This is a genomic window from Gimesia sp., assembly GCF_048262075.1.
Classification (GTDB): domain Bacteria; phylum Planctomycetota; class Planctomycetia; order Planctomycetales; family Planctomycetaceae; genus Gimesia.
Genome location: NZ_JBLXFK010000004.1, coordinates 44611 through 58855, shown reverse-complemented (window position 1 = coordinate 58855; position 14245 = coordinate 44611). Strand labels below are relative to the sequence as shown.

General features: G+C 42.3%; 10 protein-coding genes. 5 read left to right on the top strand and 5 right to left on the bottom strand.

All coding sequences use genetic code 11. From position 1 onward, the window contains the following. Positions 1-21 precede the first annotated feature (21 nt). Positions 22-708 carry a YkgJ family cysteine cluster protein gene (locus ACN0YH_RS09890; protein ID WP_417379413.1) on the bottom strand — a complete coding sequence of 229 codons (687 nt, stop codon included), beginning with the start codon at positions 706-708 and terminating at the stop codon, positions 22-24. A gap of 217 nt (positions 709-925) precedes the next feature. After that, positions 926-2227: a PLP-dependent aminotransferase family protein gene (locus ACN0YH_RS09885; RefSeq protein ID WP_417379412.1), complete on the bottom strand. Its 1302-nt coding sequence runs from the start codon at positions 2225-2227 to the stop codon at positions 926-928. Positions 2228-2477: 250 nt separating this feature from the next. On the opposite strand from ACN0YH_RS09885, the gene ACN0YH_RS09880 reads away from it, so the two are divergent. Next, positions 2478-4088 (top strand): sodium:solute symporter family transporter, encoded by a 1611-nt coding sequence (locus tag ACN0YH_RS09880; protein WP_417379411.1) that lies wholly within the window; start codon positions 2478-2480, stop codon positions 4086-4088. 36 nt (positions 4089-4124) lie between these two features. Here ACN0YH_RS09880 and ACN0YH_RS09875 read toward each other — a convergent pair whose 3' ends face one another. Together ACN0YH_RS09875 and ACN0YH_RS09870 are read right to left on the bottom strand one after the other, a co-directional pair. Further along, positions 4125-5564, bottom strand: a complete 1440-nt coding sequence (locus ACN0YH_RS09875) for a phage portal protein (RefSeq protein ID WP_417379410.1) — start codon at positions 5562-5564, stop codon at positions 4125-4127. Positions 5565-5616: 52 nt separating this feature from the next. Then, positions 5617-7323, bottom strand: coding sequence for a hypothetical protein (locus ACN0YH_RS09870; RefSeq protein ID WP_417379409.1), 1707 nt, complete (start codon positions 7321-7323; stop codon positions 5617-5619). A gap of 309 nt (positions 7324-7632) precedes the next feature. On the opposite strand from ACN0YH_RS09870, the gene ACN0YH_RS09865 reads away from it, so the two are divergent. Beyond that, entirely contained in the window at positions 7633-8487 is an 855-nt protein-coding gene (locus ACN0YH_RS09865; protein ID WP_417379408.1) for a prolyl oligopeptidase family serine peptidase, read from the top strand. Between the two features lie 20 nt (positions 8488-8507). Here ACN0YH_RS09865 and asnS read toward each other — a convergent pair whose 3' ends face one another. Next, positions 8508-9899, bottom strand: coding sequence for an asparagine--tRNA ligase (asnS, locus tag ACN0YH_RS09860; RefSeq protein WP_417379407.1), 1392 nt, complete (start codon positions 9897-9899; stop codon positions 8508-8510). A 420-nt stretch (positions 9900-10319) separates the two neighbouring features. On the opposite strand from asnS, the gene ACN0YH_RS09855 reads away from it, so the two are divergent. The 3 genes from ACN0YH_RS09855 to ACN0YH_RS09845 are packed head-to-tail and all read left to right on the top strand — an operon-like array spanning position 10320 to position 14234. Continuing rightward, complete coding sequence (locus tag ACN0YH_RS09855) at positions 10320-11426, top strand: type II secretion system F family protein (protein WP_417379406.1); 1107 nt, start codon at positions 10320-10322, stop codon at positions 11424-11426. Continuing rightward, the gene (locus ACN0YH_RS09850; RefSeq protein WP_417379405.1) at positions 11426-12688 is read left to right on the top strand and encodes a type II secretion system F family protein; all 1263 of its coding nucleotides are present in this window, start codon (positions 11426-11428) and stop codon (positions 12686-12688) included. Before ACN0YH_RS09855 ends, ACN0YH_RS09850 begins: the two co-directional genes overlap by 1 nt. 22 nt (positions 12689-12710) lie before the next feature. Continuing rightward, positions 12711-14234, top strand: coding sequence for a type II secretion system F family protein (locus tag ACN0YH_RS09845; protein ID WP_417379404.1), 1524 nt, complete (start codon positions 12711-12713; stop codon positions 14232-14234). Positions 14235-14245 lie beyond the last annotated feature (11 nt).

Here is a 14245-nt window from a genome sequence, read left to right as displayed (position 1 = left end):
CTCAGTTAATGCATTCATGAACTATGCTGCTTTAGACAGCGGTTCGGCATCATCAGATGACTGATCCTGAATTGGATTGCCGACTTGACCAGAAGAAATGCGGTTTGAATAAATGATATTGATAAACTCCGGGAAAGAGTTCCATGGACCAGGATTCTGGTTCCATACAGCCGCGATTTTCTGGAAAAATGTCATTTCATATTTTGCGACAACCAAACTCTGAATCGTTTCGTTCGGTTCTAAATCTGCAGGAGTCCATTGACGAGGGCAGAGGTCATATGCAGGTTCACCATCCCTGCCATTTGAGGGAATCTCATATAAAATTGCCAGTTCACTATCATCATTCAGCTTTGCAGGAAAACTGCGGCAGGTATGCGGTCGCGAATGATAAATACTGCATCGCCCTAAACCTTTTGGATGGTCTTCATCAGGCAAACACTCCATGAGAAACCGACACTTTGTTGTACCCGGAAATGAAACACTTGGGATATGCTTCAAACAAATGACAAAGGGTACATCATGTGCATCTTCAAAAAAGAAATGGGGGGCTAAATTTCGAGAAATCAATCCCTCTGAGTCTTCCCATCGGCATGCAAAGTCCCAGAAATTTTTATTCTGGTAATGAGTAAATTGATGAATATCTGCACCAGAGATTGGAACTGCAAAAGAGCGACAACATCCGGAATGGCAGGAATCACAAATACCCATTTGACTACTTATTCTGAGAAGAACCCCGTGAGATGATGAGATATGGTTTGAAACTATTAGCCGAGATGCGTTTCACATCGGAACAACTCTATCACGAATCAAACGATAAAACCCTGCCTGCCTTATCGTCACAATCGACAAAGTCGCTTGAACACATTCCAAAATTCACCAAATACACCTGCCGAGACCTATGTATTCACAAAACCCGTAAGCCCTTTTATATGAATGATTTGACCGCATTTGCCAGTCTCTTCATTCCTTCCTGGATTCCTTGAGTATTCTGCACACCAAAAGTGAGCCGCATATGATTTTTTTGTATGGCAGGTTGTTCATCGCAACCAAGATCGTGATCGTATGCATAGCACAGTTCACCTGGTACATACATGACTTTATCACCATGGATCGCTTTCTGAAAAAGCGAACTTTCAAATCCTGTCTCTATCGATTCCGGTAAAGTCATCCAGACATAAAGGCCACCTCCTGGATGAATCCAATTCACATTCTTCAGTTTTGAGAAATGTGTCTCAGCAGCATCCAGCATACAATCTCGTTTTTCACGATATACGGATCTCAAATATTCCACGTGGTCATAATATAAATTTTCACGAAGTGCATTTGCTAAGATATGCTGACTCATATTAGTAGAGCCAAAATCATCATTGCCTTTTTTATCTGAAATTGCCGCACAGACTTGTTCCGATGCTACTCCAAACCCAACTCTCAACCCAGGAGCAAAGCTCTTTGAAAACGTTTGCGTAAGAATAACAGTTTCACCCGTCTGGTCAAAACTTCTGATGCTAGGCAGTACCGGCCCATCATAACAGAGCTCTCGATATGCCAGATCTTCTAAAATATGAATTCGATGTCGCGTTGACCATTTCTGAGCAACTTCTATCACTTTTTTTCGCCGCTCAATCGAAAGTGATATTCCTGATGGATTCTCATAATCACTGACAAGATAGATCAATTTCACTCTATTTAACTGGCCTTGAACTTCCAGCCTTTCCAGTGTGGTGTCAAGAGAATCCATCTTCATCCCAGATTCATCTGTATCAACAGATATAATGCGTGCTCCTAATCCCTGTAATACACCCAGAAAAACGAAATATGTCGGAGCTGCAACCAGACAAATATCACCCGGATCAAGCAGCACTTCACCTAACAATGACAGGTATTGCTGCGAACCAGTTGTGACAATGAAATTATCTACTGTCATCCCCATTTCTTCAGCTGATTTCTGCTCCAGATTGGTTAGATGAGTCAGGAGCATTTTTCTAAGTGATAATGAACCTGCAGTTGTTCCGTATTGAAGCGATTCCCTGGCAGATCTGGGATTTGAAAACAGAGACTCAAATGCACTTTGAGTAATTGAAACAGGCAGACTGTCCTGATCGACTAATCCAGCCGCCAGAGAAAGCACTCCCGGATTTTCCACTCCCTGCTGCATCAGATAACTGATCGGTAAATCGTGGCTCCAGGCTCTTTTCTTGCTAAACTGAATTTTATTTGAATCAGCCATTTTATTGTTCAACTTGCTTTAACAGAATTACAGGATGTCCGGCAATGGTCAAATAACCAGACGGATTGTTATCTAAATAGCATAATTGAGGTTAGTAGGTTTTACTACGAACTTAGATCAAACAGAATTGAAATCGGGAGTCTCTATCAGCATACTGGATAGAAATTCCGATATTTCTATTTCTCAACGTCAAAGACTTGTCTCCAGTTGCAGCTCCGGAATCTAAATCAACTCAGTAGGAAACAGAGTTTTGAAATCATTATTTTTCATTTTGCCCCTGTTGATATTTTGTTTTCTTGAGAGCCCTATCTTTGCAGCTGAGTCGCTCCCCGAACCTCTGGCGGTCAATACCGGACTACATCCGCTCGACTGGGTGATCATCGCCATTTATGCAATTTCAACGATTTTTTTGGGCTGGTACTTCAGTCGAGGACAGGAGGATACGTCAGAATACTTTGTTGGAAGCGGGCAGATGAATCCCATATTAATTGGTGTCTCGTTATTTGCCACTTTGCTCAGCACAATCACTTATCTCTCGACACCTGGTGAAATCCTGGGAAAAGGTCCAGTATATCTGATTAAAGATCTCGCGATGCCTTTTATCTTCCTCATCGTTGGATTTGTAATGATCCCGGTTTATATGAGACAGCGAGTCACGAGTGCCTATGAACTACTGGAAGAAAAACTGGGACTGGGTATTCGTCTCCTTGGAGCGATTATGTTTGTCTGCTTGCGACTGATCTGGATGTCGTTGCTGGTCTATCTGACAGCCAAAGCGATAACAACCATGCTCAATGTTGGCGAAGAATGGATCCCCTATATCGTTTTGGGCACAGGCTTGGTTGCAATCATCTACACTTCGCTGGGTGGTTTGCGTGCAGTTGTGATAACAGATTTAATTCAGACAATTTTATTGTTTGGAGGCGCGTTACTGGTCATTGCTACAATCACATATCATCTGGGGGGGTTTGGCTGGTTCCCAACACAATGGGATCAAAACTGGGATACTCAACCTTTTTTCAGCTTCGATCCGGCAACACGTGTAACCTATGTTGGAACGTTTCTTTCAATTCTGGTCTGGTATGTCGCGACTTCATGTGGTGACCAGGTTTCTGTACAACGTTTTATGTCTACAAAAGATGCGAGGGCAGCCAGAAAGTCCCTGGCAGTTCAATTAAGTGTTTCTGTTATAGTTTCACTGACATTAGCCATGGTTGGCTTTGCTTTATTGGGATACTTCAAAGAATTTCCAAATGAAATCCCTGCGGGAATTGACCTTAAAAAAGATGCCGACAAATTCTTTCCGCACTATATAGCACATCATCTTCCTGTTGGAATTTCTGGATGTGTTGTATCAGCCATGTTTGCTGCCGCCATGTCCAGCATTGATTCCGGAGTTAACTCGATCACAGCAGTTGTCATGACAGACTTTCTAGATCGGTTTGACAAATCTCCGCAGACACCAAAGGGCCATGTTTTTACAGCACGGCTGCTGGCATTTGGTATTGGTACCATCGTGGTTTTATCCAGCTCTGTAATGGGAAGTATCCCGGGAAATATAACAGCCGTAACAAACAAAACAGCGAATTTGTTGACTACACCAATCTTTTGCCTGTTTTTCTTCGCTCTGTTCATTCCCTATTCCAAGCCGGCAGGAGTACTTGTTGGGGCGATTCTGGGAACGACTACTGCAATCTTAATTGCATTCTCTGGACCGATCTTTATGGGTCCCAACGAACCCGACCCGATCAGCTTTCAATGGATAGCTCCCGCTGCGGTTATAGTAAATATTGCCAGCGGTTGTCTTGTCAGTTATCTGATTGCTAGTTTTCAAAGCAGAAATAATCTCACCAGTAGCTAAGGCATTGATTGCCTTGTATTTTGAATCTTCACTCTTTCAGAAAATATTAACAGGCTTCAAGTTATTCTTTGAAACTCTGCCTTTCTGCAGGCTGGGAGCTCCTGCATCATCATCAAGCTTGTCAGTTTTTTCTGTTTGCTGAAATTTTGAATCACCCTGGTTGATCAGTTGTTCGCCACCCTGCTCTGGCCCCAGAGGAGGCAGCCCCCTGATCGCTCTCAGTTCATCGACTTTAATAATTTTGGCGCGGATATCTGTTGCCAGTCGTTTTTCAAGTAGGTCCGGGTCATCGATATGGGTTGCTTCTATTTCTACTGTCAGATTTTTTCCAAATTGTGGAGCCAGATGCTCGGTATCATCTTCTGCCAACAAGTCCAGTATTGGCTGAACCGTGAGACAGATAAACTGTTTCAGACTTGCATAAAAAGCCGCATAACTCCCCCCATCCGAGATACCGGCAGCAATTCCCGGAACGCCATGCAAAGCAAGAATCGCATCCCTGAACTGAATGAAGGAAGAATTGTAATCCATTTCTCGAGGAGTTGCAGTTAGTGAAACGACCTGTTCACCCGTGGTAAATATGGCCTTCCCTGTATTTTCTGTTCCTCCATACTTCTGTTCAAACATCGCAGCCGCTGCTTCGAGTTCTTCTCTGGTCGGATTCATGTCTTTGCCACATGTAACGACAATCGAAGGATCTGCCCCATTATTCATTTGAGCCCAGCGAGCAGAATCGATCTGATTGGCTGAATCTAACCACCTTGCTCCTGCACTCACAGGAGATTGCCCATCATCTTTATACACCGGGTGAGGCCAACGTGATATTTGGAGTTGAGAAATTGGGATCACATTTCCTACGACTTGATGAAACATATTCGTTTCTGTAAATGAATTACCATTTGACTCACTGAAATATCTGAGAGAGGGTGCCTGGATTTTATATCCTCCCTCCGGAAATTTATGACTTGGGGGTACTGGGGTAGCAATTGCAGTTGGAATAACATATCTCTGCACCGTTTTACCGAATTGATTAGGCACGTTCCAGACAATACTGGTCCCTGTCAACTGAAGCTGTAAGACACGTTCATAGCGAAACGAAGCACCAGATTGAGTCGGGTTGGGAAGCTTTAATATTTTACAAATCGGGTGTTCGTTTGAGAGAGGATCTGAAGCGCCAAATTCACCCGCATACAAACTTTTGAACTGAGAATATCCGCTTTTATTTCGAACTTTTTCTTTGATCCTTTTCTGTTTAGAACCATTTTTTGAATCATCATAGACCATAACTGATGCTTGCATTGCCTGCAGACAAATAGCCCTGATCGCAACAAAAGTCCATCCAGAATATTGATCGGATTCCCTTTTATGATCACTACTCCAGGAACCCGGCTGCCCCGCTCCCAGCACCGCACGCAGGGCAACTGCAAATCGATTTGATTTAAAACGCGTTGTAAATTGTTTCAATGGATTCCACATTAGAGTCTTTCCCAAATTCAGAGAATTGTTTGATGAGTGGTCATTTGGATCTTCAGACGACCATCAACTGACGACGACGCTGATTTCTCAATGCACACAGACAGTAGACGACAGCATCTGCTCGATCGGGTGATCTCCCTAGAATTTCATGAAGCGTTTTCCCGCTGAAGCTCTCATCTGAACCCCGTCGCCCTTTGGGTGTGATGTAGAATTTTTCGCCATCATGGCCGGCGTATATTTTTTCAGGTGCAACAAGTTCAGCTTTTAACCTTTGGTTATCGGGCAGAGCAAATGGCATCATGCGAAAATCCCCCGCAGGGTCAAGCCTTCTTGCTGTCTCACCATAAAGCTCAGCCCGCTTATTGGCATATTTTTTTGAGTCTACATTACTATTAGCGTTGCCGTGAATTTCAATGACATGCACATTTCTTTTTTTCAATGGGTCTCCCACCGCATTTCCATATCCGCCTCCCCAATCAATGGCAATCGGAATTACTCCCTTTTTCAAATCGATCCCGTAGGAGATTGCCGTTTCCAATACCCAGCACATCGTCTGCTGGGTATCAGAAAATTGACACTCGTGAACTGCCCGAATCCCATATCGCCCTCCCACTGCTAATACTGAAGTATCACCATATCGTGACGCTGCTACATCCAATCCGAAACCCTCTACTGGCAAAATTTGCTCTAACAGTTTTGATGCAAATATATGAGGTTTTTCCTGGGCTCTTAGATATAAGCGATTCCATCGAGACCAGAATTGAACTGGCTTAATCAACCAGTCTGGTAAAATAACCTGTTTATCAGGATCCTGATCGGGGAATTTTCCCAAGGCGTATACATTACGTATTAGAGGATCAGCATCATTCAGTAGTGCCATAAATTCGTCGTAACAGGTTTGCCCGGGAATTTGAGGTTGAACTCGTTCGAAATCATCTGCTGCAATGGGGCTTCCATGTGTGTAATAAGTGTCCGCAATTTTGATCCCACCAATCGGCGCAACAGGTTGCTCAAGACACTTTTCTTTCACATTTGTGCATTCCCAGCCACTGACAGTGATACAGCGAGTTTTCCCATATTGATCTATAATTGTCTGAGTTCTATCAGGATCCACAGTTGGAAAAGAATCTCTAAACGTACCGGAGAGGGTCGATGGATTAGATAGCGCAAGGAATTTTTTGGCCTGCGTGTTTGCCAGTTTATATTTATTTTCCAGATTGGGGGCGGTTGCTTCATCAAACCAGAACAGCACATGTGGTGAATGTGCACCACGAAACCCTTCAATATGTTGCGGGTTCGCCAGTGAAATAGAATGCTGATTGGTATCAAATACACCTGAAGTCAAAAGCTTTCCCGGTGGTTTGAACCGCATTTTTCGCCACCATTTATCGACCTCACCAAATGCAATTTTTTGAGCTGTTCTCACAGTATCTCGGGTAATAATGATTTTTGCATCATTCCAGATATGAAAGTAGGCACAACAGGCAATTCCTGCTGCGGCCCCCTTTCCACAACCGGTATTCCCTTTTACAAATACTCGGCGAATCGTGAGGTCAAATAAGGATTCAAGAATATCCCACTGCCAGTCATCAAGAACTGCATCAGGCCATTGTAATTCGACATAAGGTCGGATCTGTCCAGATCGAGCTTGACGAATTACTGTTTCGATTTCTGAATCATCTTGCTGTAGTCCATGAAAACGTTGAACTCGTTCAAGCTCAATCAGTATTTCCACCGGAATGGATTCCAGATCATTCACGTTTGAATTGCTAGATCGCAAAAGTAAATACTTCGTAGATCATTCCTCATTTTCAGGATTTAAGGGAGCCTTTCATGAACTACAAAGACTTCCGATTCAATCTCAGCCAGTTTCAATTAAATTTGAAACCATATCCTTGCTATTGTCACAGTATGGTCAAGATAATCTATGGATAAGATTTTGACTCCAAGTGAACACTCAACTCTTATTCGCTACTGCTGAGCTGAAACCTGCTTTGCTCTAAGATTGTATTTCAAAACAACTCTTGCATGATGTCATTTGCAAGAAAACAAATTCTGGAGAGATTTTATGAAAACTATTATAGCTTGTATATTACTGGTTCTGATTCTGCTCCCCCGATACACGGCTGGTGCTGATGAAAAAGTTAAAATCATTCCCGATGTTGTTTATGGCCATAAATTTGGATTGGCACTGACATTTGATGTTTTCCAACCACAGAAGCCCAATGGGGCTGGTGTATTATTTATGGTAAGTGGTGGCTGGTACTCAAATTGGACGGAACCACAAAACATGCTGGGTTGGTTTAATCCACTATTGGATGAGGGATTCACCGTATTCTGTGTCAGACATGGCAGCAGCCCGAAGTTTAAAATCCCGGAAGTCGTGGAAGACGTTCGTCGGAGTGTCCGTTTTATTCGACATCACGCACAGGAATATGGGGTTAATCCGAACCAACTCGGCGTCTGGGGAGGTAGCGCGGGCGGACATCTGTCTTTAATGCTCGGTACGACATCTGATCAAGGCGATCCTAATGCAAAAGACCCTGTTTTAAACAACAGTGATCGGGTAGCTGCCGTCGCCGCTTATTATCCACCGACAGATATACGAGAATTTGTGAATGAAAATTCAACCTATTATCATCGGTTCCCAGCACTGCAGTTTGAAGCGGATCTGGCGGATGATTTTTCGCCTTTACTTCACGTTACTCCAGATGATGCACCAACACTGTTAATACATGGAGACCAAGATAAACTGGTCCCCATTATTCATAGTAGTAATATCATGAATCAATTCGAGGAACAAAAAGTTCCAGCAGAACTAATCGTGATAAAGGATGCCGCGCACGGCTTTAAGGGAAAAGACCAAAACCGTGCAAGTCAAGCTGTCGTTAATTGGTTTAAGAAGTATTTATTAAACCCTTAATATTTTGACATTTGAATATCCTAAAACTCTGCATTTTTAGGAGTTCTTGGAAATGGTATGCAATCTCTGATGTTAGTCATTGATGTAAGTAACTGAATAAGTCGCTCGAAACCCAATCCGAAGCCTGAATGTGGTACCGTTCCATATTTTCGCAAATCGGTGTACCACCAGTATTCTTCTGGGTCCAAGCCACCTTCTTTCATTCGGTCTATCAGGATATCGTAACGTTCTTCCCGCTGACTACCGCCGATAATTTCTCCGACTCCTGGCACAAGTACGTCCATAGCGCAAACTGTTTTGCCATCATCATTGCAGCGCATATAAAATGGTTTAATTGATCTGGGATAGTTATATACAATTACTGGCTGCTTAAAATGTTCTTCTGTCAGAAACCGCTCATGCTCAGACTGCATATCACTGCCCCATTTAATGGGAAAATCAAATTCTTTTCCACTGGATTTCACAATCTCAATCGCTTCTGTATAAGAGATGCGAATAAAATCATTTTCAGTAATAGTTCGCAAGGTCTCGAGAGTTGTTTTGTCGATCCTTTGATTGAAGAATTCCATATCCTCTGCACAATTCTCCAGCACATCACCGATAACAGTTCTTACAAAACTCTCTGCAAGCACCATATTATCCTGCAGATCGTAGAATGGCATTTCAGGCTCAATCATCCAGAACTCTGCCAAATGTCGAGTCGTATTTGAATTCTCTGCCCGAAAAGTGGGGCCAAATGTGTAACATTCACCGATGGATGTGGCAAATATTTCAGCTTCCAATTGTCCGGAAACAGTCAGAGATGCCGGCTTTCCAAAAAAGTCCTGCGAAAAATCGATCTTTGTCTGGGCTTGAGCCAGTCGATCTAAATTGAGAGTAGTCACCTGGAACATCTCACCTGCACCTTCACAATCACTGGTAGTAATGATAGGGGTTTGGATATAGACGAAACCCCTCGACTGAAAGAAACGATGGATGGCAGTTGCTGCTTCATTCCTGACTCTTGTAATCGCACCAAAAGTATTAGTGCGGGGACGCAAATGAGCAATTTCTCTCAAAAACTCAAAACTATGTCGTTTTTTCTGCAGGGGGTATGTTTCAGCATCAGCAGTGCCATAGAGATAGAATGACTCTGTATGTAATTCAATTCTCTGATTTTTTCCGGGTGACTCCATCACCTTACCTGTTACCGAAAGACTACTGCCAGTGGTGACATCTTTTATCAGTTTTTCGTAGTCTGGAACATTTTGATCAATCACGATCTGCAGATTGGCCATGCAACTGCCATCATTCAATTCAACAAAAGAAAATCCACTTTTGGAATCTCGACGCGTACGAACCCAGCCACAAACTTTAATCGTTTCTCCTGGTTTAGAAGTATGCAGCGCCGACTTTATTTTTGTTCGAATCATTGAAGAGACACTTTCCAGAATTGAAATTAAATCGTTAAAAACATTCTTACGCCAGGAGTTTAATGATATTTAATACTCAGTCTACTCTATGCCTTCCTTTTTAATTTGCATTCAGGATTCTGTAAACTGTAATCCTGAAGAGATCGTGGCAAGGAATTTGGAATTGCAACTTACTGATGGATCATTTGCTTCCATCGGCTCTGAGACTATCGTACGACGGGATGAATCTTTTGAACAAAAATTGCTCCAGCGAGTATCTAGTAAGGTGAATCGGAAATCGGTGATTCCTTTATCAACTTATATATAGCCCGGTTTTCTTGTTTGGATGATTTTGAAAATGATAGATGGCAAAAGACTAACCGACGGAGTAAAATGAACGCCTGACCACAACACAACCCAAAAGTTAAGAATCCAACCCGTATGTTGAAGTCTGATAACACAAAATTACAGAAAATTTCGATCAAAAGTCTGGTGGATTTAAACGACGAGTTGATCGCGATGATTCAGGCAGGCATACCACTTGACCAAGGTCTGCGAAATGCAGCCAGGCACCTAAGCAGAGATTCAAAACAATTTACCGAACAACTGGCGCTCAAAATTGAGGGTGGTTCTTCACTCGAAGAAGCCATCCAATCAGGTTCATGGGAACTACCCCCTTCTTATATATCCTTGCTGAAATCCGGCATAAGAATGGGAAAACTACCAGAAGCTTTGTCTGCTTACACCAGTTTTACCAGATCGAGGATAGAACTCCGTCAGGAAATTGGTATGGCCCTGTTATACCCCGGCATTGTTCTGGTAATGGCTTTTTTACTTTCACTATTTGCCTGCTTTATCATCTTTCCGGAACTACTTGTTATACAACAGATGTTCGATCTGCCTAATACCCCGTTAATGGATTTAGTATCAAAGTTTTTTGGTTTCTACCAGAGCTGGTTTCTCATTGTACCTTTAATATTGTTAATTTTGATCATCAGCTGGAAAGTGAACCGGTTCTCTTTCCTCAGTACAAGAGAACAAAATAATTCTTTATTCGGGAGTGTTATTTCAATCATTGCCTATGGTTGGATACCAGGGTATCAGAAATTGATACTAGAAATGAATTTTTCGACCTTTACCAAAATGATCAGCATCCTGCTTTCATACCGAGTTCCTCTTCATGATTCACTGATATTTGCCGCTGAATCTACCGGAAATTCAAAACTGATAGCTGAATCACAAATACTTTCTAAAAAACTGAAAAGTGGGACTTCATTACCAGATGTAATACGAGACAGTAATTTTTATCCGTCCTTTATAAAAAAGATGTTGATGAAGGACGCTCATCAAAATCATCTTGTCAGAATTTTTTCTGAAATCTCACGCGTATATCAAACGCGAGTTAATAATCGTATAGATTGGGCGAAACGAATTATTCCAGTCTCTTTACTCGTTTTTGTTGCTGGTGGAATCACAGCCAGTTACGCCATTATCGTGTTCCTGCCTTTTATCGAGTTATTAAAAATGCTAGGGAGTCCCACACTATAATGAATCGCTATTCATATACCTGCCAAGACAAAGAGGGACAGAAACTACAAGGGGTAATTGATGCAGAGAGTGATGAGTCCGCACGGATTAAATTGATGGAACAAGGTTTAAAAATCCTGCAAGTAGACCTCCTACTACCAGAAAACAATGTCGTTGGCGAGAAAGCAGAACCTTTGGAAATTGAGGACTTTTCTGGTGAGCAACTTTCTGACTTTGGAAAGGCTGTCTGGAATGAAGATTCAGAGTTTGTCAACATTTTGCCTAAAGTTTCTCAACCGAAAATTGATGGAATTCCTCTCTCTGCCTGCCTGCTGACACTGGCTGAGGAGACAAGTTCCAGACAGTTATCCCGTATCTTCCAAAATATAGCCAATGATCTGGAGCAGGGCATCACTCCTGAAGATAGTTTTAATAAACACTTGAATTCAGTGCCACATCATCTGGAATCACTAATTCTTGCGGGAGCACAAACAAAACACCTGGAATCAATTATCGAAGATTATATCGAAAGCCAACGGTACCTCACGCAATCCCGACACAAAATACAAATCTCCCTATTCTATTCTGGAGTTCTAATTACTGTTTCTTTTCTTCTGTTTTATTTTTTGATGGTTACTGTAGTTGCAAACTTTAAATCAATTTTTGAAGGTTTTGGAACCGAATTACCCGGTCTGTCCGTTCTGGCTTTTCATATCTCAGATGTACTGTCAGAGTATGGTCTTCAGATACTGGGCTGGTTTCTGCTGATTTCTATAGTATTCTGGTTCAGTTTTGATTTATTCAAATTGCAGTCTATTCGCAGACGGCTGATTAATAAGATTCCCATTTTTGGCGGTATTCTCAGCAACACATCAAATGCTCAGTTTTGTCGCATGCTGGCAACAATGACAGAAGCAAAAATAAATCTGCCCGATGCCATCGAACTGTCTGCAAAAATAACAAAAGACCCAAATCTGATCGCGGGTTGTCATTTATTGAAAAGTAGAACGAAAGAAGGCTTGAGTCTCTCAGAAGCCTCCTCAGAAAGTTCTCATTTTTCAAAAAACTTTGTGCATATTTTTCGATGGCAAGATCGTCCGGATATATTCATCGATTCTTTACGCGCCAGCAGCAACATTTTCCAGGCCAAGGCAAATATGAAAACTGGATCACTGGTTTTTGCGCTACAGCCAATCATATTAGCCGGAATCTTAATTATTGTGATATTCCCGATAGGCGCGATCTACTTGCCTCTCTTCAAACTTCTTAATTTTCTCTCATAATTACTAGAAAGATAAATCGTTAGTGGAATCGCTCGGTCTCATTTTCTGTCTGGCATATTTTGCTTATTTTCCGATTGCAGGAATTTCCTCGATTCTGCTTGCTCGGAGAATAAATGACTTTGGCCATCAGGGCGTTAACCCTCTCATCAGAGTCTGCTGGATACTCTTTTCACTTTTCATGATGTTCTGCGGGGTTGGGTTGGTTTGTATCAGCATTCTTGTCGTGCTTTTCAATCAGCAGTCTTCCCTGGGCGCTCTTTTTTTAATTTTGCCCAGCCTGATTCTCTACTTTGTTTCTATCTATCAGGAATATCAGTGCTTTCGTGCAGCATCCACTCTGAATCAGGGAGATGACTACCATTTGCCAGAGCCTCTGCAAATGAAGATTCAATCCATCCGCATTTTGGGATGGATTTTATTAGGGCTCCCGTTATTGGTCTTCTTGCCAATATTTGTATCCTTTTTACCATTATTATTAGCATGCATACTGCTAAGTTCGATCTTCAATATCTTTTCGCTCAATAATCGGGCTAATGAATCCGAATTACTCTGGCTTTTAACAGTGTGTGTTGAAAAAAACATACCCCTGGGACCTGAAGTTGATGCCTATGCAGAAACGCGACCACGAAAGTATAGAGCGAAACTCGAATTACTCAGCAGTAGGCTCTATTCAGGTGTTTCCCTTTCAACCGCCCTGTCGGAGACACCAGGTCTTGTCCCTCAATCTGCAATTGTATCGATTCGCATCGGAGAAGAGAGTAATGCCTTGAGCTTAGCACTCCGGGATGCCGCGGTACGGACCTCGAAATTCTTAAAGAACGAATCGGGAGACTCCAGCGGTACTTATCTCGTTGTTTATGTAACAGTAGTCGGAACAATCTTATTCACGATTGCTGGATTTATTATGTTCTGGATCATCCCGAAGTTCAAAAAGATATTCCTGGATTTCGATACAGCTCTTCCGCCAATGACCCTATCCGTGATAAATCTTAGTGAGTTTATCATTGCCAATTTTTTCCTGTTCTTACCAATTTTTTCAGTGCCATTCACGTTACTTATTCTGATTCATATTGGGAATTATTACGGTTGGTCTAATTTACGAGTTCCGTTCTTTACAACCTGGTTTCCACGTTTAAATACACCTGACTGCCTGAGACAGATTGCTCAATCGATTTCAGCACAGCAACAACCTCAGCTCGCTCTAAACTCAGCTTCCCGATATCATCTATGGGCAGATGTCAGGATGCGATCTGAATTTGTACAGACCAGTGTCATTCAAGGTGAAAACCTCTGGACATCTTTGCAGAATGCTAAATTCATATCCAGTTCTGAAGCGGCACTCTGTGACACGGCTGAGCGTGTTGGTAACCTTCCGGAAGTGTTAAGAGCACTGGCATTCTCGATAGAGCAACGTAGAACTCGAAAACTGAAAGTGCTCGCAGATCTCTTAAAACCAGTTATTGTCTGCAGTCTGGGAGTAGTCGTGGGACTCTTTGTAATTGCATTGTTTGTCCCCATGATCCAATTAATTTTTGACCTCAGTTGAAAAGCTGGCTC